The organism is Ochrobactrum quorumnocens (assembly GCF_002278035.1).
Lineage (GTDB): Bacteria > Pseudomonadota > Alphaproteobacteria > Rhizobiales > Rhizobiaceae > Brucella > Brucella quorumnocens.
In genome coordinates, this window is record NZ_CP022603.1 from 1,834,885 (window position 1) to 1,856,905 (window position 22,021).

Sequence of the window (22,021 nt, forward strand, 5' to 3'; positions counted from 1 at the left end):
GGTCAGGGGAAATGGCGGCTGGAAAAAGCGCCGGGAGGATAAGATGAATATTAACATGACGGTCAACGCGAGCGTCCGCCAGACGCAACAGTTGACACGGCAAGCGATACAAGCAGTTGAGATGCTGGAATTAGGGCAGGGCGAATTGGAGGATTTCCTGCACGATCAATGCGAACGCAATCCCTTGCTCAGTTTGGAGCCCGCGCCGGATGCGGATACCGCACCGTCTCGTCTAAGTACCCCCGGGCGGCAGCAATCGAACCCAGCGGTCGCCGCCAATAGCGATCGTCTCTACTCTCTGGAAGCAGTGTTACGCTACCAGATCAGCCTACGGGAACATCTCCAGCAGCAAGTGACATTGGCTGGCCTGCCAGCGAACACACTCGCAGCAGCTCAAACTATTATCGACTATCTGGAACCCGACGGCTATTTTCGGCAAGATATAGGCGAGATGGCTGATCTGACAGATTTGCCTATTTGTGACCTCGAACGCGCTCTTGACGAAGTGCAGAAGCTTGAGCCGGTCGGCGTTGGCGCACGAAATCTAAAAGAGTGCCTCTCTCTGCAGCTTCTCGATAAAGGGCCTGTCAGCGAGAGCATGGCGGCATTGATTGACAATCTCCACATACTTGAGCGCGGTGAAGTCGCTCAGCTTTGTCGTCGATGCCAGATCACCACGAATGAACTGTCAGAACTACTGCATCAACTTCGTCAACTGGAGCCCAAGCCGGGGCGTGCCTTTGAGCTTGATCCTGTCTGCCCAGCGTTGCCGGACATTCTGGTGACGACTCATGGCAGTGAGCGCATCCGCGTCGAAATGAACCCGGAACTCCTGCCTCGTCTGCTGCTCGATCAGGAGTATTATGAAGATCTATCTTTGAGGACCAACCGCAACGAAGAGAAGGAGTTTCTCCGCAACTGCCTTCGTGATGCACGTCATCTTGTACGCAACCTCAATCAGCGGACTGTCACAATGCTGAAAATAGCGAGTGCGGTAGTGCGTCATCAGGAGCAGTTTTTTCGCCTTGGCGACGAAGGATTTCGCCCGTTGTCCCAGCGGCAGATTGCTCTGGCATTAAAAGTGCACGAGTCTACGGTCAGCCGGGCGATCGCCAACAAAAGCCTGCTCTGCGACCGCGGGCTTTTTGCCCTCAAATCGTTTTTCTCTGACGGGGTCGGGTCGGAAGACGGCGAGGAAGAATTGGCGTCGACCGTTATCCGTCATCGGATCAAGACACTCACCGCGGAAGAAACGGCCGACAACGTGCTGTCGGACGATGCAATTGTCTCAATGCTGAAACGCGACGGGGTGGGAGTCGCGAGACGAACGGTTGCGAAATATCGAAGCCAAATGCGTATCCCCTCATCGGCACAACGAAAGCGTAACCTGCAACTTCGCCAGCTTGTCCCCTGCCGGCCATAGCAAGGTTGCGACCTCTCCACCTCGAAAACGGGCAATAGATTATGGTTGAAAGCAATCCCAATGAACCACCCTTGAAAGACCTTCTTGTTCTTGATTTCAGCACCTTGCTGCCCGGGCCTATGGCGACGCTTATCCTGCGGGATGCGGGCGCGAATGTGATCAAGATTGAGCGCCCGCATGTGGGCGACGAAATGCGAACGTATGTGCCTGCGGTCGACGGAGAAAGCATCAATTTTGCGATTCTCAATCGTGGCAAGGAGAGCCTTGAGATTGATTTGAAGAAATCTGGTGCGCGGGAGATGCTCTTGCCGCTCATTCAACGCGCCGATGTGATTGTCGAACAGTTCCGCCCGGGCGTGATGGAACGGCTTGGTCTCGGTTACGAAGCTGTCAAGGCAATCAAAAAGGACATCATTTATTGTTCGATCACCGGGTGGGGCCAGTCCGGATCAAAAGCGACGGAAGCTGGCCATGATCTCAATTATCTGGCGGAAACCGGAGTGCTTGGTCTCACTATCGGCTCTGATGGTGCGCCAATCCTTCCTCCGATTCTGGCCGCCGATGTTGCCGGCGGCACTTATCCCGCAGTCATCAACATTCTACTGGCCCTACGCCGTCGCGACCGCACGGGCGAGGGCGCTTGGCTTGATGTCGCGATGGGCGAAAATCTCTTTCCTTTCCTCTACTGGGCGTTGGGCAATGCCAATGCTCTCGATCAGTGGCCGGTCACTGGCGGAGAAACGGTTACAGGAGGCTCACCGCGCTATCATATCTATCGTACGCGCGACGGTCGCTATATTGCGGCTGCGCCGCTTGAGGATAAATTCTGGGCCAATTTCGTCGCGGTTCTGGAACTCCCGCCCGAACTTGCCGATGACAGCCGTAATCCGGTTGCGTCGCGCGATGCCGTGGCATCACGAATTATATCGAAGGATGCTTCGGAGTGGATGGAGGCCTTTGCCGGGCGGGAAGTATGCTGCTCGGTGGTGCTGACGCTAGAAGAAGCGGTGCGAGATCCCCACTGGACGTCACGCGGCACCTTCGACAACAGGCTGGAAATTTCAAGCCACATTCTTCCGGCTCTGCCGTCAATCGTCGTACCTGGGTTACGTGAGCCCACAATCTTGCCCAGCGCGCCCGTGTTGGGGGCTTCAAACGCCGTGCATTTCAAACAGCCGGTCTGACTTACAGCTGACCACCTTTACGAAAAGCGATCAAACCGAAGATCCAGCGCCAGACCGTTTCGGACACTTATCGGGAACTGCACCGGCTCGGAGTGCGATGGCATGGTGTTTGCGTATTGTGAGCCGACAGGATGATTGTCATCTCGTCGTTCGATGGCCGTATGCCCCGTTCGTGTTCGTGACTGACTTAGCTGCAATGGCACACACTTATGTGGAGCGCCAAAATCACGCTTATGCAGACGCCGCAGCGGAGATTGTGACGAGAAAGGAGCCTCAATGTACCAAAATCAACACGAATGCGTTTTTGATGTTGTCATCGCCGGAAGCGGCGCCGCCGGCTTGACTGCTGCGGTGACCGCGGCCGAGCGGGGATTTTCTGTTCTGGTGTTGGAAAGCACTGACAAATGGGGTGGCACCTCCGCAATATCGGGCGGAGGTGTTTGGATTCCCAACACGCGCCCGGCCAGAGAAAAGGGTCTGAAGGACAGCCGCGAAGAGGCACTCACTTACCTGCAAGAACTGGTCGGTGACCATGGTCCTGCCACTTCACAGCCACGCCTCGAAACCTTTGTGGATCGCGGTCCCGAGATGGTGGACTATCTGGAGCGGCTTGGCTTCCCGTGGGTCTCGATCCCGCGCTATCCAGATTACCATCCCGAAAAGCCGGGCGGCAAGATCGGGCGGACGCTCGAAGCAGCCTTGTTCAACGGGAAAAAACTTGGCAAGTGGCTAAAAACACTGCGGACGTCTGATGCGATGCCGCCTGTGGAATTCGCAACCACGCTGGCACCGAACATGCTGCTCGTCACTCATTCGCTGAAGGGCTTTAGCACCGCTATAAGGGTGATGATGCTGAATGCTTTTTGGCGTGGCACCGGTCGCACACCTCTGTCCCGCGGCAAGTCGCTGGTTGCCGGATTATGGACCATTGCAGAAAAACACGGCGCCGAGTTGTGGTTGAATGCGCCTTACGAGAGGATCCTCTTCGATGAAGATCGAGCCGTCGGGTTGGAGGTGTCGCGGGAAGGCAAACGTATAGTCGTGAAAGCCCGCAAAGCCGTGGTGCTGGCCACCGGAGGCTTTTCCCTAAACGCCGGGCTGCGCAGAAAATACCACAATCTGCCGACCGTGCATTCCGTGGCCCCTACGGGGCTTGATGGCAAGGCCATTGAAGATGGCTTCACCATAGGTGCCGACATGGGATTGATGGACACGGCTTGGTGGATGCCGACTGTCCTCGACCAGGAGGGAGGAAGTGACATGTTGGCAATTGAGCGTAACATGCCCCACTCCATCATGGTCAATGAGGACAGTCGCCGATTTGTTAACGAGGCAGCGGACTATCTGACCGTTGGCGGTATCATTTGGGGGATGAACAGAGACAGGGAATCACCTGTCTGGCTTGTCGCCGACAGTCGATATCGTAAAAACTATTTATTCAACAAATATCCCGGCGGAATAACGCCGAAGAAGCTGCTGGAATCGGGTTATTTCATTAAAGCCGATACGCTCGACGCCCTCGCTCGCAAATGCAGTCTCCCCGTGGCCGCCCTAAAAGAGGAGATTACCAGGTTCAACGGCTTCGTTGAGAACAATTATGATGAAGCCTTCCAACGCGGTGTTTCTGCCTTCGATAAATATTACGGCGATCCGGCGCTGCCGAACCCCAACCTGGGCAAGATCGAGAAAGGTCCTTTTTGGGCGATCCGCATCTATCCGGGCGACATCGGGACAAAGGGTGGCATGATAACGGATGCCGTTGGCAGAGTCCTTCGCAATGGAAAACCCATCATTGGGCTCTACGCCTCTGGTAATACAACCGCCTCGATGATGGGCACATCTTATCCCGGCGCAGGAGCCACGATCGGCCCGGCGATGGTGTTCAGCTATTGCGCCATGCAGTCTCTACCGAAGTAAATGAACGAACAACCCCATTGGAGAAACGAAGATGATTGATCGACCTCTTGGCCTCAACCATATCGAAACTGTTCACCGCCCTGGCGACAAGGATGTCGCGAGGGCAGTATTCGAAATACTTGGCTTTTTCGTAGCGGAGTTCACGACCAACGTTGGTGGAAAGGATATGGTGTTCCTTTTCGCATCCCTTGATCCGGCAAACGCCAACGGGATCGACAATGTCATATACTGCTCAGAGGTCAGGCCAGCACAACTGGCACTGGAGCAGGCCATGAAGGCCGCGATTGTAGCCGACGCCAGCTTCAAGGCCGCTGCGGAAGAATACCGGCGACAGACATCCGGCCAGCCACAAATCTTCCCGCACTTCGGGTTTTCTGTTCCGTCCTTGGACGATTGGGAAGCGCGGGTTGCGCGGGTGCGGGACGCCGCAAAGAACCATCCCCTTCTGGCCGGGCGGATCGAGATCGCAGGGATTTACCGGCTGAACGACCCCACCTCGGTTACACCACAGACGCAAGCTTTCATTAGAACGGATGCCTTCTCGCTCGGCTTGCTGGAATTCCCTGTCTATTTCGAGATACAATATTCAGGTCAGGAGGCAATCGACACCTACCGCGCTTTCACGCCAGCGGGCCAGGCTGAGATCGCGGCTACTTGAGTGGTTGAAAACGGGCCGCAGCCAACAAGTTTCGGCACGGAAATTTTATCCGCAGTACGGGGTGACGCCCGTATTGCATCGATTGATTGATTTTTGGATTAACTTGAGCAGCACATCGATGAAAACTTACGAGTAATCAATACGTGGGGCATTTTTCACGCCTGCTTGGACAAGAATTGCCCAGCGCACGTTCTCATTAGCGATTTCGGTAAGGTGATTGAACTACGGTCAGGATTTCGGTGTCACGCTCCAACAGCAGCCGCGCTTTCATGCCGGCGGTTTGACAATCTGTAGATACCAACCGCGACTCCGACCCGTCTGGTCTGCTGTAACTTCTTTTGCGACCGACTGATCCCACGTAGTTTCCGTTTCATTGCCAGGTTTTCCGCGGCCACGGTCGCGCCGGCATTTTTGCTTTACCCGTATTTCTTGTAGCTCAGCCACGATGACATCAGTAACCGATTCAAGAATGTGAGCGTCACGCTCATCATGCGATGCAGGTGCCTGTGATGTGGACAATGTTGTCCGCACTGTAAACAGTGATGGGCTCTTCTACTGCATTTGCCGGACGGAACACGTGATCATCCGTGTGTACGTGCTGATTATGTTCATTAGGCGGCTGATACGTCGTCATGCGACGGGATGGCACGCATTTTGCGAAAACCTTATCGGGCGCTCTCTTGCAAACACAATGGAACCGTGCAGGCGAGCAGTCCTTTCGATCTCTAATAATTCGAGGAGGGAATTATGGAAAAGGTGGCAATACGTTCAGGGAGAAGCTGGACACGGAGGCCTGATCAAGACAAGCAGATCGGATCACGATATCAGGACAACCTTGCTGAAGATAAGCTAGTCCCGCCGGATGCCGTCATTCGGCCGTCCTGGGACGCCGAACTGTTGAACTTCAGATTCACGCGTCACCGCTATGTGTCGAAGGAATTCCATGATCGTGAGGTGAGAGGGCTCTGGGAGCACGTGTGGCAATTTGCATGCCGCGAGGAGGAAATTCCCGAAGCAGGCGACGTGTATGTTTACGAAATAGCTGGAGCTTCTTTCATCGTCGTGCGAGGGGACGATCTCAAAATCCGGGCGTTCCGAAATACTTGCATGCATCGCGGCATGAAGTTGTGCGACGCGGACACCAGCATCAGCAAACTACGCTGTCCATTTCACGGCTTTACCTGGAATCTACACGGCGATTTGATTGATGTTCCCATGCGCTGGGATTTCCCGCACATGACGGATGAAGCGGCGCATCTTTCGGAAGTACGCGTGAGCCTGTGGGGTGGATTCGTCTTCATCAACCCCGATCCAGACGCCGCCTCACTTGAATCCTTCCTTGAAGTGCTTCCTCAGCATCTGAGCGGCTATGTCGATCACTCTGAAAAGTACATCAAAGCACATTTCAAAAAGGTTCTGCCCTGCAACTGGAAGCTTGGTATCGAGGCATTCATCGAGAGTTTGCATACGCTTTCGGTGCATCCCCAATTCGCTGGGTTTGCCGCTGATGAAAACGGTCAATATGATATTCTCGGGGATCATGTCAGCCGCTTTTGCATCACAGTTGGCCAACAAGCCATTGCAATCTCGGAAACCTTGTCAGAGCAATCAATCGTCGACGAGTTTTTCGAAGCAAACGCTTTGGGGGCAGCGCCCCCAATACCTGAAGGGATGACCGCCCGCGCATTTCTAGCCGAGCAAATGCGCCAGTTTTATGCGGCCCAGTCCGGCCGCGACTACACGTCCTGTCCTGAAGCAGAACTCATTGATTCAACACAGTATTCCCTTTTCCCGAATCTCGTACTGTGGCGTACACTGATTTTCCCAGCCGTTTACCGTTTCCGGCCCAATAACAATGACCCACATAGCTGCATCTTCGATCTTTATTTGCTCGCAGACGTTCCCGTTTCCGGTGCGCGACCGCCCGCAGCCGAAGTGCTTGACATGGGTGATCGGAGTTTTCAGGAGGCTCTAAAAGATTATTCGATCCTTTTGGGACAAACTTATGATCAGGATTACGCGAACCTCGGTCCGCAACAGCAAGGTATGAACTGCGCTCCGAATGTGCCGATGCAGTTTGCTCAAACGCAGGAAATCAGGATCAGACACCTGGAAAAAACCCTGGATGAATATTTGACGCGCTATGCGCCAGAATAGCCGCCAAACCAGCTACTAATATTTCTGAGGTGATACTATGATACGTGGCATCCATCACATAGCAATCCATACCAAAAATTTCGATAGGATATGCTCCTTTTACGTAGAGGCATTTGGATTCACTCCAGTTATCGATGAAGTCGCTTGGAGCAAAAGCGATTTCTTCGACAGCGTCATTGGCCTCGAAGGGACCGCTGGCCGAGTGATCATGCTCCAGGCCAATAATATGTACCTCGAGGTCTGGGAATATACATCTCCTCAAGGAAAGGAAGCAGCAGCACTCAATCCAAATGACCTAGGGTACACCCACTTTTCCGTCGATACAGACAATATTGAGGACGACTACAAACGCCTGGTAGCGGCCGGCATGACTTTCCACCGAACCGTCCCTGACGAAACGGACGGGATCCGTGCCGTCTATGGGCGCGATCCCGATGGCAGGCTCATTGAGCTCCAATATGCTGCGCCAGACCATGTATTCTCGCTGGAACGGCTCAAGATGCTTAGGTTGAAGGCGGATCAATGACTGAGTTTCTCCGCGTTCTCAATGAGGCAGATCTTCCTGTAGGATCGAACAAAGCTGTCGATGCGTTTGGGACGTCGGTTTTGTTGTGCCGAACCACCGAGGGCATATTCGCGATTGCCAACGAATGCACCCATCAGAACTTTGCTTTGGAAGGTGGCCGCATTCGCGGGAACGCCATTTTCTGTCCAGAGCATGGTGTGCGCTTCGATTTGCGCACAGGATGTCCGACGGGCACTCTTACAGAAAGGCCCGTACGTTGCTTCGAGGTGCGAGTGTCTGAGGGCATTATCGAGTTGGCGACGCCAGCGCCAGGCTAAATCGCCGTGCGTCCTTCCAGGCGCACAAAAGACGCGTCTCAACTATTTTATCTGCGAATTGGCCCGAAAATCACCATTGATTTTCGGGCCAATGCTATAGAGCCTGATCGATGGGGGCATCTAATCGCGCGTGAAGGGATGTGGTGGCCGTTCTTGGGCTATCCAAATGGATAAAGCAGTCTCGAGCTGAAGATATGCCATCTGCTGACGACAGCTTGAATAGACCATGTTCTACGCCGACCATAGCAATTGAGATTTGCTTTCGTGAAAGAACACCGCAATCCAATATCAGTGCACCAGCGTTGCCAGATACGTCGCGCGATTATCGGGCGTGTTCGAGAGTAATATCACCTTAAAACAGCTTGGTGAACCTTAACAGAAAGGAAGGATTCGCTTCGAAACCGCCGTTGACTGCGACATCCTTATTTATCTGACCAAGAACATGGAGTGTGGGACTGACCCACATTGACACTGCAGCGCGTACCTGCTGACGGTCAGAATCGAAACCATTTGAAATTCCGTTCAATTTTTGCTCACCGCCCCACGAACCGCCCCAACCGGCCGAGAATGATAAAGTCGGTGTCGCTGCGTAGCTAACCCAAAGCTGCGCAGCATAGGCGGGTTTCTGTTCCAGCACACTGTGCGCATCACCGACATGCTTATTGTCCTGGTAGAAAGAAACGTCCAATGCACTTTCCACCAACCATTGGGATCCAAAACCATAGGAACCACCAAGCTGCAGTGTATAGAAGGCCCGATTACTCCCAGGATTTAATGGATCTCCAGGTTCATATTCGCCCGTTGGAATGCCAATATAGGCCGAAATGTTCAGATGACGCTTGGTTTCCTGCTGGCTATATAGCCAGTAGGTTGCTGCGAACGTAGTATCGCCTAAACCACTGGTGTCATTGAGCGCGTTCCCCGCTATATTCCCATCCCTCAGATCCAGGTAAGGAACAACGCCGGTGACCATGGCGGGCTGCCCCAGAATGTCGAAAAAATACGTCAGACGTTGCCCAACGAAAGACGATCTGAGATTACCGCCAACCTCTTCTCCGTCGAAATATGTGGTCCGATTTGCAGCAGTGTAGAGCGATGTCGTCCAGGCAGCAGTTCCCGCTGGTGCCGGTAAAACGTCAAACGGCTGGACGTCCAGTGCTTGAGCCGGACCAATTATTCCTCCAAACACAATTATCTGCCCTGATAGAGCGTATATCAGCTTCATCATTCACTCCTCCCAAAGTGCTGTTGTGCTGTTATCTCTGGCGAGAGCGCCGTGCGTCCTTTCGGCCGCACAAAGGGCGCGTCTCAACAATTTTATTTACGCATCGCGCTTGGCGATAATAGTCACCAATTTTTGGGCCGAACTGTAGGGTGTGTTTTGGTCGTATGGAGCTCCCATCGGGCCATTTCTCACCACTCGTTCTCTTTGGCCTCGTGATTTCATGGGACGATGAACGTCTCATGCGCACTTGCTCGACCGTTCTTTTCAACTAACTCTGTTGTAGCGGAACGAGGCGTTAGGTTGGCTGCGCACATGTTTCGACGCTCTCGGCGAAACATGTGCGCAAGTTATATGCCAAGCCTCAGCAGCTGAGACTGGTCACGCAAACGTCCAGTCCGTCGCTATTGTTATCACAATGGATTGTCGACGCCGTCACTGGACGACCGGGAAGCGTGGAGGGTGTTCACGCAAACTGCTTCCACACCGTGATCAGGTCGATTTTCTGCCTTTGCAACAGCTTCCTCACTGGCCGGGGACATGAACCACCAGACCGTCCAGATCCGGTGTCACCGCGACCTGACAGCCTAAGCGGCTATTGGGAAGCCTTTCCGCAAATGTGCCGTCCAGCATGTCGTCCTCGTCCTTTGTCATCGGGGCGAGCCTGTCTATCCAGGCGAGATCAACATAAACGTGGCAGGAGGCGCATGAGAGACATCCTCCGCATTCTCCCGGGACACCACTAACGTTATTGGCTATGGCTGCCTCGCGAATCGTCGTGCCTGGCTGGACATGCAGCATTTGTTTTCTGCCGTCAGACTGAGTGATTGTAAGATTTAGCATCATAGACTTTCCATTAATTTAAACTGACCCAATGATTAAAGCCGCCTTGACGCACAACCTGTGCAGCTTTCTTTCCGGGTCAGAACTGCGGACGAAGGCTTCAAGTCAGGGAGCTGCTTCAAACTTGCCGCCCTTGACCATGACGATGCTTTGTTCGTAAACTGGAACACGTTCCGCATCCAATGACCAGGATCCAGCACCGAGCACCGTTGGTGCATCCTTCATCGCCGCAATGGCATCACGCACCTTCTCTCGTGTTGGATTGGGAAGCGACGCCTTGATTGCATAGGCTGCGAGCAATGCTTCGGTGTAGCCAACGGCAGCCCAGCTGTCAGGCGTAGCCGAGTATCGGGCCTCGTAGTTTTTGACAAAAGCGGCAATACGCGGATCGGCGCTCTGAATGTTGAAGTCACCCCAAAAATACGTTCCGTCTACGGCCGAGCCGCCGGCTTCCAGATAATCGGTTCCCAGACCGGCGGTGGTGAAAATTTTCAGGTCAGGGCGCACGCCAGCGCGTTTCAGCTGAACGACCAGGTTTGCAGCCTGTGCACCGTAAGCCCCGATCCAGATCGCATCCGGGTTGGTTGAGGCTATTTTCGTGGCGATCGCGGAAAAATTGGTTTCAGACACAAGGATGCTCTCGTCAGAGACGATGCTCACGCCATGCTTCCTCGCATAGTCGCGAAAAATGTCGGCGCCAACGACGGCATTTTCGGCGTCTCGGGTAAAGACCACAGCCAGATCCTTGATCTGGACCTTCTCAACAGCATACTTCGCGATGGTGGTCACGGACTTCGGTGGTGACATTGTGCTCTTGAAATACCATTCGCTCAATTTCAACGGTTCAACACTTTGCGCCGTGCCAAACATCGGGATCTTGAGATCGTTCAGCAATGGCGCAACTGCGATGGCATGAGCACTCCAGATTGAACCCAGATAGATCAGCGTATTAGGATCGGCGGCGGCCTTATTTACCAAAGTGATCGTTTGGCCTCGATCATTCGCATCGTCTTCAACCGTTACCGAAAGCGTGTCTTCTCCAAGAAACTTCTCGGCATTCAGTTCGTCGACCGCCATGCGAATGGCGTTGGCCTGCGGCACCCCAATAAATGCCAGATTACCCGTAAGGCTCTTGCCCACGGCAATGTTGTAGTTGTCCGCTGCTGCTTGCGAGACGCTGCCGATCAGCATCGTCAGCACCGCCGTGCCAAGCACCTGAGTGTACTTTTTAAAGGCTTGCATATCTTTCCTCCCTACAAATGCGTGATTGAGCTTTCAGAAGATGACTTTGCGTTGCCGAGGTAGTGCTCGGCAACGCGTGGATCTGTCAGCAACTCGGCGCTTGGCCCTTCCAGGACAACCCGGCCGCGCTCCAGGATGTATGCCCGTTGCGTATAGGTGAGCGCTCTTAACGCGTTCTGCTCGACAATGAGGATCGTGAGACCTGTCTCGTTCAAACGCTTGAGGGTCTCGAAAACCTGGTCGGTGATGAGCGGCGACAATCCCAGGCTCGGCTCATCGAGCAACAACAGCCCGGGATTGGCGACAAGCGCGCGTCCGATCGCGAGCATTTGTTGCTGGCCACCCGAGAGATCGCCAGACCGTTGCAGGCGCTTTTCTCTCAGGATTGGAAAGAGCCCGTACACATCTTCAAGGCTGAGCCGCGGCAATCTTTTGCCGAGTGCAAGCGTGCCGATCTGCAGATTCTCCTCGACCGTCAGATCCACCAGAATTTGCCGTCCCTCGGGAACGTGTTGCAGCCCCAGTTGCGATATCCGGTATGCAGGCGTTTTCGTTATGTCCGAGGACTGGAACAGGATGGAGCCTTCCGTTGGTCGGACTAATCCCGAAATACAGTTGAGAAGGGTGGATTTACCGGCGCCGTTTGGTCCGATCAGAGCGACAATCTCGCCAGGCAGGACTTTGAGCGAAACGCCCTTAAGGGCTTTGATGCCGTCGTATGCAGCGGCAAGTTGATTGATTTCAAGCATTATATGGTCCCCAGATACGCACTTCGGACCAAGGGGTCCTGCAAGACGTCATGTGGCGTCCCACTTGCGATCATTCTACCGCTGTCCAGCACATAAACCGCGCTGCAGAGGTCACTGACAAACCGAACATTATGTTCAATGAGCAGCAGTGCCATGCCGTCCGCCACGAGCTCCTGAAAGATGCGACCCATCTCAAATGCCTCGACATCGTTCATGCCGGCGACAGGTTCGTCCAGGATCAGCACGGCGGGTTGGCTGGCAACCGCCCGCATCATCTCTAGTTTTCGTTGGTGCCCATAGGCTAACCCGCCTGCAGGCAATTCGGCAAAATTCTCCATTTCGAAACGGGCCATAAGCTTGCGGGCTCGCTCGCGCAATTCACGTGTTTCGCGGCGGCTGGATGGAAATCCCGCGATCTGGGCCGCAAGAGTGGAGCGCTCGTGACGGTGAAAGCCGATCATAATGTTTTCGACGGCGGTCGCTTCGGGGAGAAGCCGGATGTTTTGAAACGTCCGGGAAATCCCCATGCCTGCGATGCGATGTGGCGGCTCTGACCCAATGGCGATGTTGTCGAGAGCGATCGAGCCTTCACTGAGAGCGAGGGTACCCGTTATGAGATTAACGATGGTCGTCTTCCCAGCTCCATTTGGACCAATAAGGCCGGTGATTGCTCCTTTGGGAACCGTCATCGAGACATCGGAAACTGCCGTAACGCCGCCAAAATGCTTGGAAACCTTTGTAAGGACGAGTGTCATAGCGCGGGAACCTTCGCTGGATTGTTGGTTTTTTCCGCCGCCCGGCTCCGTCGAACGACCATCTGTAAAGTGTCGACGACACCCATCGGCATATAGTTTATGACGACAATCATCAGGGCGCCTTGAACCAACATCCGAAACTCGGCCAACGGACGGACGATTTCCGGAAGCGCCGACAATATGGCGCAGCCCACAAACGGTCCAAGAACTGAGTTGCGTCCGCCCAGAACGATATATGCGAGCACCGCTGTCAAAAACGCGAAGCCGAAATGTTCGGGCGTAACACTGAATGACTGAAGCGCGAGAAACCCGCCAAACAGACCGCCCAACAGCCCACTGATCACGAAGGCGATGGTCTGGTATCGAACAATCGAGACGCCGAGCGTCGCGGCCACCATCTCGTTTTGGCGGATTGCATCGAACGCACGGCCCATTCCGGAATGAGCGATCGAGAATGTCAGATACATCGTTACGCCAACAGCGAGCAACAGGTGCCAGGTTTTGACCACCTGCGGAATTCTGTTGATACCAAGCGCGCCCCCGGTCAATGGCTCGGCATAGAACGCGAAGGCCATGACGACCTGAACAAAGGCGAGCGTTGCTATCGCCTGATAGACACCGCGAAGCCGCACGAGGGGGATGGAAAGCACAGTTCCAACCAAGCCGCCAATAGCGGCCGCAATCACGATGGCCAAGGCCGGGGGCACCCCGTACCTCGTCACAAATATCGCCGCGGCATAAGCGCCTATCGATGCAAAACCCGCTGTTGCGATGGAGAACACGCCGGCGCGCAACACGATCTGCTGGCTGTAGGCGAACCCGACGCCAATCAGGAAGAGCTGGAATTGGGCTTCGTAGATTGAAAAGAAGCTGGCCATCAGATGCGCCCTACTTTGACTGTGGCGCCGGTGTTTCCGAACAATCCCCCGGGACGGACAATGAGGATTACGAAAACCAACGAATAGAAGATAATGTCGGCGAGGCTACCGGTGAAGTAAGCTATAGAAAATGCTTGGACAATACCAAGCAGGAAGCCTGCTACCACGGCACCATAGACGCTGCCCAATCCGCCTAGAACGACGATGACGAACGCTTTCAGCAAATATGGATCGCCCATCATGAAATGCACGGAATTGAACAACAGGCCGATGAGAACGCCCGCGTATCCGGCAAGAGCTCCCGATATGGCGAAGACGATCAGGTAAACCCGGGTTGGATTGACACCGAGCAGGACGGCAGCCCTTTCGTTGCCAGCTGTGGCCCGGATTTGACGTCCGAGGCTCGTTCTGTAGATCAGAAAAATGACAAGCGCTAAAATAACTGCCACGGACGCGACAGTGACGATCTGGAGCAATGAAATCCTTACCCCGAGCACGTTGAAATACTCGTTGGGTAACAGATCGAATGGGTAGACAAGCACCTTGGTCTTGGAGATCGACTGGCCAAGGCTGGTCAGGATCAGGCCAACACCAATTGATGAGATGATTGCGCCAAACTCGATTTGTCCCATGGCACGGAGCCTTCGAAACGCGATCAGGTCAGTCAGGCAAGATATCAAAGCGGATCCCGCCATAGCGAGGAGTACAGCCGGCACGAACGAGAGGCCAATGCGGGTTGCGTAATAGCCGATGAATGCGCCCGCCATGAAGACCGCGCCATGTGCGAGATTCAAAATACGTTGTGTTCCGAACACAATCGTAAATCCGAGCGCGAATAGCGTATAGACCGCACCGGTGGTTATACCATTGAGAAGTTGCTGAAGAATCATGTCAGGCGCTCGCCTGAACGATCAAGCCGTGATTAAATGTCTTTTCCTTCATCTTCGTTCCTCCCAATTGTATCAGCCGCCAAACGGCCTTTTTCTTTCCCTGAGTACTCGCAAACTCCGTGCCAAGCAGCCGAACGGCGATTTCATCGACCGGGGCGTTACGCGAGCGACCGATGGTAAAACATGTCGCGTCCGAATGTCTCCGATTAAGCCACGGCAAGCGCCTTGTGTCCTCTGTGACGACACATCTTGATGCTTGTGCTGTCCCTGATCAAGTGTTGGATCGATACCAAGAGAAATAACGCTAAACAGGAAGACTTGGCACGTAAATTGCGCCAGATGTTTACAACGTTCGTCCAACGGTCGTGTTTGCCTGAGACGAGATAATCTAAGTGGTGGAGTAGAAAGTAAATGAGCGAAAGGCTGAACCAGGCGCAGAAGCTACAACGGGCATTCGAGGACTTCTTCCTTGGGGAGGTCATTGTCACCGATGGCAGGACAATCGAAGCTTCGGATATTTCCGCATTCGCCGGGCTGACGGGAGACTTTTTCCCCCTGCACGTTGACGAAGAGTACGCCCGGAAGACTCCATTTGGTGGCCGGATCGCACACGGTCCTCTGACCTTCTCGATTTCGTCAGGGCTGATGTATCAGTCCGGCTATTACGGGATGGCCATCCAGAATATGTTGGAGTGCCAGAATATGCGAGCACTTCGACCGGTTCGACCCGGCGACACATTGCGTGTCCGCGCCGAAGTGGTCGGGTTAGACGAGTGGAAGCGTCCCAATCTCGGCAAGCTCACCGTCGCCTACAGCGTACTCAATCAAAAGGACGAAGAAGTGATGACCTATAACATGGTGATGTTGGCCAAGCGCCGCAACTCGGAGCAAGCCCATGGCTAAACATGACCGCAAGGCTGCGTTCGTCGGTATCGGCGAGCTTGAATCAGGCCGGTTCGCCGATCGGACATTCATGGGCGACCTCACCGACGTTGCGCTGCTTGCGCTTAAAAATGCCGGTCTAACTCCGCTGGATGTCGATGTGATCCTGTTCGGAGCACCGATGTTTTCCTCGGACGCTCAGGCAGACCTGATCTTCTCGCGCTTTGCCGAGGAATTTGGGGTCCTTGGCAATCTGACGACCAACATGCTCGTCCATTCGGGCGGCTCGACCAGTGATAATCTGGCCCGCGTCGCGTCGAACTTCATCGAGTCGGGGGAAGCCGAGACGGTTTTGGTTCTGCAGGCAGAACGTTGGGCAACCCTGCCAGTTGAAGAAATGGTGGAAATGCTCACCCATAACGGCATTCCGCGGGAGTGGGAGAAGCCTGCGGGCCTGTCCTTCAACGCTATCGGTGGGCTTTTGATGCAACGCTACATGCATGAAAGCAAATCGACGCCAGAGGAAATGGCTGGTGTTACCGTGGCATTGCGCGAATGGGGCAACCTCAATCCCAATGGAGCCTGGCGTGACAAGAAGCTTACAGTTGAAAAGGTCTTGAGCTCACGCATGGTGGCCGATCCTTTGCACAGTTTCGAATGCCCTATGATGGCGGACGGTGGTGTCGGATTTGTCATGACGACGTCAGAACGGGCCAGGGAACTGAAGCGACCCGTCGTTGAGATCGTGGGTGGCGGCGGCTCAGTGACACATTTCAGCATCGGTCAGGAAAGGGGTCTCGGAACACTCGGCTGGCCCAAGGCAGCAGAACGCGCTTTTGCAAAAGTACGCTGGAATGCAGCAGACGCCGACTTCGCACAGGTCTACGACTCATATCCCAGCGTGCTCACGGTGGGCCTTGAGGGTTTGGGGTTAGCTCCCAAAGGGCAGGCGGCCCGGATGTTTGCCAACAAGGAGTTTTCTCCAGGCGGGCGCTTTCCCGTCAACACCAATGGCGGCCTTATCGGCGCCGGTCATATTGGTATCGGCGGTGGATTGGCGCTGTTGGTGGAGGGTGTACGGCAGCTGATGCATGAAGCGCCGCCTGAAAGGCAGATCAAGGGTGCGGAACGTGGAATCGTCGGGGGTACCGGGGGCAGCTACAGCGATGCCCAGGTGCTGCTGATGGAACGTGTAGCTTAACAGGGACGAACAGATGTCGCTTCAGTCAGAATATCAGCAACACCTCACCAATGGCGAAATGCACGTTCAGAAATGTGACTCGTGCGGGGAACTCAATATGTATCCCCGCGCGCGGTGCCCCCATTGCTATTCATCGGATCTCTCGTGGGTCCGCGTCTGCGGTAAAGGTGCCTTGCTAAGCTATACGGTGGTGAGGGCAGCCTCGCCCAAAGCCTTTGCCGAGGACACCCCTTACGGTATCGGCATCGTCAAACTCGACGAGGGTCCGCAGCTTATGGTTCGGCTGCCAGCGGACGCAGATGGCGAGTTCTCATCCTACAAATGTGACATGCCTGTCCAGTTTATGCCGGTATCGGCCGAAGAAATCGGCCGCCGTCCAGTAGCGTGGTTTGAGAAGGCCTGACCCGCTTCCATAAGAAAATTCAGGGAGGAATTTCATGACACAAACGCTACTGCGCAAGTGGACAGAGCTTACGCCGGACAAGGTTTTTGCGGTGTTCGAATCAGGCACGCAATGGAGTTATAGCGACGCATTGGATCTGTCTTGGCGAGTGGGGGCCGCTTTGACAAAACTCGGCGTTAAACCTGGACAGCCTGTGCTCTCCTTTCTGCCTAACGGAGAAGAGGCGGTACTCGCCTTCTTCGGAGCCAATGCGGCGGGAGCCGTCTACGCTCCGATCAATGTCGCCTACCGAGGCGCCATACTCCAGCACGCATTGAACCTGCCGAGGGGAGAGCTGTTGGTAATTCATGCAGACCTCTATGACCGGCTCGTTGGGCTTGATCTGCCGCATATCAAAACTGTGGTGGTCGTCGGTGATATCGCTACACAGGTTCTCTCCGTCGATCATGTCCTTTGGCAGAGGTTGTCGAGTGAAGCGGCAATCGAACCTCCCGCAATCTGCGCGCGAAAACCCACCGACGACATGGTCTACATCTACACCTCCGGCACAACCGGCCCCTCTAAGGCTGTTCGTTGCTCGTACCGCCACCACGAGATCTATGCCGATTGGTATGGTCGGGAGTTGGACGAAACCGATCGCTGCTTTCTGTGTTTGCCGATGTTCCATGTTGGTGGCACCGGATGGCTTTACACAATGTTGGTGCGCGGTGGTTCCATTGCCGTGGTCGAACGTTTCCGCACAGAGGACTTCTGGCCGGCGGTCAAACGCATGGGAGCAACAACATGCACCTTTATGGCGGCCATGGCACGTTTTCTGTTTCGACAGCCCGCAACCCCAGACGATGCCGACAACCCGATAAGGGTCGCCTGCCTCGTTCCCTACATTCCTGAAACGGAAGAGTTCGGCAAACGCTTCGACGTCGCGCTTTTCACAGGCTTCGCCATGTCAGAGGTTCCAGGACCGCTCAGGACCGATGTCGGGACGAGCAACATGAACCGGGCAGGTGTGGCCGCTTCGCCCGACTGGCAACTTCGTCTGTTTGATGCTGATGGCTACGACGTTCCCCAAGGGTCGATAGGTGAACTCGTCGTCAGGCACACCGAACCGGCTGGGATAACCCGCGGTTATCTTCATATGCCGGAGGCCACCGCAGAGGCATGGACAGATGGTTGGTTCCACACTGGCGACCTCTTCAAAATTGATGCTGAGGGCAACTATCACTTTGTCGACCGAAATAAGGATGCACTGCGCCGACGTGGTGAGAACATTTCGTCGATCGAGGTGGAGGCCGAGATCAATCAGCATCCCGCTGTATCCGAAAGCGCCATCATTGGGGTTCCCTCGACTGAAATGGAAGATGATGTTTTTGCCTATGTCGTAAAGAAGGCTGGAGCAAACGTGAGCCATGAGGAGATTTTCGACTTTCTTGTCGACCGTATGCCCCATTTCATGGTGCCTCGATACATTGAATTCATTGATCAATTGCCGCGCACGCCGAACTACAAGGTCGCCAAAGGCGAGCTTCGCAAACTTGAGCGCGGGCAGCAAACCTGGGACAGGCAACAGGCGGGAATAAAGCTGTCGAGCAAAGGCGTGATGAAATCGCAACCAACGATCGAGCCAGCAAATCTGGCTGCTAATGGTTAACTTGGGAGGGTGTAACTCACGCTGCCGATCAATGGTTTTATAGGTGGTTTTTAATGTCGAATCTTACAATCATTGAAAATAACGGTAGAAAGCATGTGCTGGCTGTTCAGCCAGGCACTACCATACGCGACATTGCGGTCGCTAACAACATTAATGGCATTCTGGGCGAATGTGGAGGGTGTCTCTCATGTGCTTCCTGTCACATCTATGTTGATGTGGAATGGGTCGAAAGGCTCGTCCCCATGACCGAGGACGAAGACGCCATGCTCGACGGAACTTTCGCCGAGCGGCTCCCGAATAGCCGGTTAGGTTGTCAAATCACCATCACGACAGCGCTGGATGGTCTTTCGGTTCACGTTCCGGGATAGTGAGTAACACTGCGCTGTCCTGCGCCTTAAGGAAAAAAGATGAACGACAGATATGATATCGTAATTGTGGGCAGCGGCCACGCTGGCGCGCAGGCTGCAATTGCGCTGCGCCAGCGGCAGTTTTCGGGCAGTATTGCTATCGTGGGCGAAGATCGAGAGCTTCCTTACGAGCGCCCGCCACTGTCCAAGGCTTATCTGGCCAAAGAAAAGCCCTTCGAGCAATTGCTGTTACGTCCCGCCGCGTTCTGGCAAGACAACTCGATCGCTCTACGGAGTGGGCAACGCGTGGTGATGGTGGATCCCCAAGCGCATATCGTGAAACTCGATAACGACACTCAAATTGGCTATGGAAAGCTGATATGGGCGGCAGGCGGCCATGCGCGTCAATTGAGTTGTGAGGGACATGACCTTCAAGGGGTGTATTGCGTTAGGTCGCGGGCGGATGTGGACGCGATCATGACGCAACTGCCCTCGATCAAAAATGTTGTGATCGTCGGTGGCGGGTACATTGGCCTCGAGACAGCTGCCGTGCTCAGCAAATTAGACAAGAAAGTCACCGTTCTGGAGGCTATGGATCGCGTGTTGGCGCGGGTCGCCGGCGCGGAGCTCTCACAATTCTTTGAAGATGAGCATCGAGCGCATGGAGTCGATATACGCACAAACGCCCGGGTAGTTTCGTTGAAGGGAGACAGGCGGGTCGATGCGGTTGTTCTGGACGATGGCACGATCTTGCAAGCGGATATGGTCATTGTCGGTATCGGCATAATTCCATCCGTTGAACCTTTGCACGAGGCGGGAGCTGCGGGAACGAATGGCGTTCTCGTTGACAATCGCTGCGAGACGAGTTTGCAGGACGTCTTCGCAGTGGGTGACTGTGCCGCACATTCCAACACATATGCGTACGGCGCAGTTGTTCGGCTGGAATCCGTGCAGAATGCCAACGACCAGGCAACCGTGGTTGCTCGCCGGATTCTCGGAGAAGAGGTCGTGTATGAGGCGCTTCCATGGTTCTGGTCGAACCAGTACGATGTTAGGTTACAAACAATAGGCCTATCGACGGGACATGACAGGACGATCGTTAGAGGGCGGCCGTCAGCGCGGAGCTTTTCCGTTCTTTACCTGAAGTCCGACCAGATTATCGCTATGGATTGCGTCAATCGTCCGAAAGATTACGTACAAGGTCGTAAGCTTATCTTGCACCCGTTGTGTCACTCTTCGGAAGAGCTGGCAGATTTCGACTTCCCACTTGCGTGAGCGCCGTTAACCCACCCGACAGTACATACCACGATCAGGGTCACCCGCATAAGGAGAAGGCCATGGCTGAAGTGCTTCCCGCTGGGGAATCCAGCGAAACCCAACGGCTTTCCCGAAAGGCCATCCTCCATGTTGGGCTTCTGCTTGGATTACTCGGGCTCGTTGCTTATCTGGATCGAATTTCCGTAGCCTTTGCTGGTCCTCACGGAATGAACAAGGACCTGTCGCTCACGGCGACCGCGTTCGGCTTTGTAGTCGGCGTATTCACTATCGGTTACGTGCTATTCGAGATTCCGACCGCGGGCTTTGTCACGAAATGGGGACCCCGCCGCTGGATTGTGCGAGTGATGTTAACGTGGGGGGAATTCAGTGCCTCATAGCATTCGCTCCCAATTTTCAATTCATGCTTCTGGGGCGCTTCCTGCTTGGCGTCGCGGAGGCCGGTTTCACGCCCGCCGTATACTATCTGTTTTCCAAATGGTTTATCCGCGCCTATCGCCCGTTAGTACTCGTCATCTACAGTGCATTACTTGGCGTTTCCTCAGTGCTCGGCCCCACTCTTGCGGGGTTCCTTGTCGAAGGTGGTGACAATCTCGACATTGCAAGCTTTCCGGGATGGCGGTTCCTTCTTCTCATTCTGGGCATCTTCGCGCTGATCGCGGCAATTCCGGCAAGATTATTCATCGTCGAAAGTCCGGCCGAGGCCCCGTGGTTGACGTCTTTGGAAAAAGACCGATACCAGGCGATTTTGGATGCGGACGCTGAACGGGCAAATGTGCCCTCTGTTTCATCCTGGCAAGTCATTCGTGACTGGCGGCCATGGGTGATGGGAATCGGCTTTTTTTCGATGTTTTACGCGACCTATACAATAACCGTCTGGGCACCCACTATCGTTTTTGGCTTCCAACAACAGTTTGATACGCATTTCACGACTTTACAGGCTTCGCTGATCGCCGGCATTCCTATGCTTTTTGGGGTTCTATGCGCTTTCGCCGCGGCCCTGCTTGCCGGTCGGACGGGACGTAGCGCTCCCCTGGCCGCAGCGGCCGCCTTAATAGGAGCAGCGGGATGCGTCAGTACAACATTTGCGACCGGCCCTTTTTCAACGATTGCATCCCTCAGCATGGTCGCTCTCGCAGGTCAGGTGGGGGCTAATCTTTTTATTCCGATCGTTACCAGGGTCTTTGCGGGCTCTGGAGCTTATGCGGCGATCGCCCTTGTCAACTCTATGGGCGCCTTCGCAGGCTTCGTAAGCCCCACTGTCACAGGCTGGCTGGCGGACCTCACTTCGAACCAAAATAGTGGATTTTATGTAATGTCCATCGTGCTTGTGATCGGAGCGGGTATCACAGTCTTTACAGAGCAGAGAGCTCGCGAAGTAGAGCGTAGCCGGATCAGGTAAGCTGTTTGAAGTTTCTGTTATCCAATGCCCGCCGGTGAGGTGGAAATCGTTTCAGCCGTTAACACTTGTCCCCATTTAATCTGGACGGCTGCTCGATCTTCT

The 22,021-nt window shown here is 54.5% G+C and carries 22 protein-coding genes; 15 read left to right on the forward strand and 7 right to left on the reverse strand.

The window, feature by feature from the left end; genetic code table 11:
- Nucleotides 1-43: 43 nt before the first annotated feature.
- The 7 genes from rpoN (at nucleotide 44) to CES85_RS08680 (ending at nucleotide 8,182) form a co-directional block, all read left to right on the forward strand.
- A complete protein-coding gene (gene rpoN / locus CES85_RS08645) occupies nucleotides 44-1,423 on the forward strand; it encodes an RNA polymerase factor sigma-54 (protein WP_095445489.1) in 1,380 nt (459 codons plus the stop codon).
- A 41-nt stretch (nucleotides 1,424-1,464) separates the two neighbouring features.
- A complete protein-coding gene (locus CES85_RS08650; protein ID WP_095445490.1) occupies nucleotides 1,465-2,607 on the forward strand; it encodes a CaiB/BaiF CoA transferase family protein in 1,143 nt (380 codons plus the stop codon).
- A gap of 276 nt (nucleotides 2,608-2,883) precedes the next feature.
- Nucleotides 2,884-4,524 carry an FAD-dependent oxidoreductase gene (locus CES85_RS08655; protein ID WP_095445491.1) on the forward strand — a complete coding sequence of 547 codons (1,641 nt, stop codon included), beginning with the start codon at nucleotides 2,884-2,886 and terminating at the stop codon, nucleotides 4,522-4,524.
- Nucleotides 4,525-4,555: 31 nt separating this feature from the next.
- Nucleotides 4,556-5,182 carry a hypothetical protein gene (locus CES85_RS08660; RefSeq protein WP_095445492.1) on the forward strand — a complete coding sequence of 209 codons (627 nt, stop codon included), beginning with the start codon at nucleotides 4,556-4,558 and terminating at the stop codon, nucleotides 5,180-5,182.
- A gap of 747 nt (nucleotides 5,183-5,929) precedes the next feature.
- Entirely contained in the window at nucleotides 5,930-7,339 is a 1,410-nt protein-coding gene (locus tag CES85_RS08670; RefSeq protein WP_095445494.1) for an aromatic ring-hydroxylating oxygenase subunit alpha, read from the forward strand.
- Between the two features lie 37 nt (nucleotides 7,340-7,376).
- Complete coding sequence (locus tag CES85_RS08675; RefSeq protein WP_095445495.1) at nucleotides 7,377-7,865, forward strand: VOC family protein; 489 nt, start codon at nucleotides 7,377-7,379, stop codon at nucleotides 7,863-7,865.
- The gene (locus CES85_RS08680) at nucleotides 7,862-8,182 is read left to right on the forward strand and encodes a Rieske (2Fe-2S) protein (RefSeq protein WP_095445496.1); all 321 of its coding nucleotides are present in this window, start codon (nucleotides 7,862-7,864) and stop codon (nucleotides 8,180-8,182) included. The genes CES85_RS08675 and CES85_RS08680 overlap by 4 nt, the downstream gene beginning before the upstream one ends.
- 352 nt (nucleotides 8,183-8,534) lie before the next feature.
- On the opposite strand, the gene CES85_RS08685 is transcribed toward CES85_RS08680, so the two are convergent.
- The 7 genes from CES85_RS08685 to CES85_RS08715 form a co-directional block, all read right to left on the reverse strand.
- Nucleotides 8,535-9,410 (reverse strand): transporter, encoded by an 876-nt coding sequence (locus tag CES85_RS08685; protein ID WP_095445497.1) that lies wholly within the window; start codon nucleotides 9,408-9,410, stop codon nucleotides 8,535-8,537.
- A 519-nt stretch (nucleotides 9,411-9,929) separates the two neighbouring features.
- On the reverse strand, nucleotides 9,930-10,247 hold the full coding sequence (locus CES85_RS08690) for a 2Fe-2S iron-sulfur cluster-binding protein (RefSeq protein WP_095445772.1): 318 nt from the start codon (nucleotides 10,245-10,247) through the stop codon (nucleotides 9,930-9,932).
- A 105-nt stretch (nucleotides 10,248-10,352) separates the two neighbouring features.
- Nucleotides 10,353-11,489 carry an ABC transporter substrate-binding protein gene (locus CES85_RS08695; protein ID WP_095445498.1) on the reverse strand — a complete coding sequence of 379 codons (1,137 nt, stop codon included), beginning with the start codon at nucleotides 11,487-11,489 and terminating at the stop codon, nucleotides 10,353-10,355.
- Nucleotides 11,490-11,500: 11 nt separating this feature from the next.
- Entirely contained in the window at nucleotides 11,501-12,238 is a 738-nt protein-coding gene (locus CES85_RS08700; RefSeq protein WP_095445499.1) for an ABC transporter ATP-binding protein, read from the reverse strand.
- The gene (locus CES85_RS08705; RefSeq protein ID WP_095445500.1) at nucleotides 12,238-12,993 is read right to left on the reverse strand and encodes an ABC transporter ATP-binding protein; all 756 of its coding nucleotides are present in this window, start codon (nucleotides 12,991-12,993) and stop codon (nucleotides 12,238-12,240) included. Before CES85_RS08705 ends, CES85_RS08700 begins: the two co-directional genes overlap by 1 nt.
- Nucleotides 12,990-13,871, reverse strand: coding sequence for a branched-chain amino acid ABC transporter permease (locus tag CES85_RS08710; protein WP_095445501.1), 882 nt, complete (start codon nucleotides 13,869-13,871; stop codon nucleotides 12,990-12,992). Before CES85_RS08710 ends, CES85_RS08705 begins: the two co-directional genes overlap by 4 nt.
- Nucleotides 13,871-14,761 carry a branched-chain amino acid ABC transporter permease gene (locus tag CES85_RS08715; protein ID WP_095445502.1) on the reverse strand — a complete coding sequence of 297 codons (891 nt, stop codon included), beginning with the start codon at nucleotides 14,759-14,761 and terminating at the stop codon, nucleotides 13,871-13,873. The genes CES85_RS08710 and CES85_RS08715 overlap by 1 nt, the downstream gene beginning before the upstream one ends.
- 411 nt (nucleotides 14,762-15,172) lie before the next feature.
- Here CES85_RS08715 and CES85_RS08725 point away from each other — a divergent pair, with 411 nt between their 5' ends.
- From CES85_RS08725 to CES85_RS08760, 8 genes are all read left to right on the forward strand, one after another.
- Nucleotides 15,173-15,664 (forward strand): MaoC family dehydratase, encoded by a 492-nt coding sequence (locus CES85_RS08725; RefSeq protein WP_095445504.1) that lies wholly within the window; start codon nucleotides 15,173-15,175, stop codon nucleotides 15,662-15,664.
- A complete protein-coding gene (locus CES85_RS08730) occupies nucleotides 15,657-16,844 on the forward strand; it encodes a thiolase family protein (RefSeq protein WP_095445505.1) in 1,188 nt (395 codons plus the stop codon). The genes CES85_RS08725 and CES85_RS08730 overlap by 8 nt, the downstream gene beginning before the upstream one ends.
- 13 nt (nucleotides 16,845-16,857) lie before the next feature.
- Nucleotides 16,858-17,247: a Zn-ribbon domain-containing OB-fold protein gene (locus tag CES85_RS08735; RefSeq protein ID WP_095445506.1), complete on the forward strand. Its 390-nt coding sequence runs from the start codon at nucleotides 16,858-16,860 to the stop codon at nucleotides 17,245-17,247.
- A gap of 34 nt (nucleotides 17,248-17,281) precedes the next feature.
- Complete coding sequence (locus CES85_RS08740; protein WP_095445507.1) at nucleotides 17,282-18,895, forward strand: AMP-binding protein; 1,614 nt, start codon at nucleotides 17,282-17,284, stop codon at nucleotides 18,893-18,895.
- A 53-nt stretch (nucleotides 18,896-18,948) separates the two neighbouring features.
- Nucleotides 18,949-19,263 (forward strand): 2Fe-2S iron-sulfur cluster-binding protein, encoded by a 315-nt coding sequence (locus tag CES85_RS08745; protein WP_095445508.1) that lies wholly within the window; start codon nucleotides 18,949-18,951, stop codon nucleotides 19,261-19,263.
- A 39-nt stretch (nucleotides 19,264-19,302) separates the two neighbouring features.
- The gene (locus CES85_RS08750; RefSeq protein ID WP_095445509.1) at nucleotides 19,303-20,517 is read left to right on the forward strand and encodes an NAD(P)/FAD-dependent oxidoreductase; all 1,215 of its coding nucleotides are present in this window, start codon (nucleotides 19,303-19,305) and stop codon (nucleotides 20,515-20,517) included.
- Nucleotides 20,518-20,579: 62 nt separating this feature from the next.
- Nucleotides 20,580-20,897: an MFS transporter gene (locus tag CES85_RS08755; protein WP_095445510.1), complete on the forward strand. Its 318-nt coding sequence runs from the start codon at nucleotides 20,580-20,582 to the stop codon at nucleotides 20,895-20,897.
- Nucleotides 20,873-21,919, forward strand: coding sequence for an MFS transporter (locus CES85_RS08760; RefSeq protein WP_157743439.1), 1,047 nt, complete (start codon nucleotides 20,873-20,875; stop codon nucleotides 21,917-21,919). Before CES85_RS08755 ends, CES85_RS08760 begins: the two co-directional genes overlap by 25 nt.
- The last annotated feature ends 102 nt before the right edge of the window (nucleotides 21,920-22,021 follow it).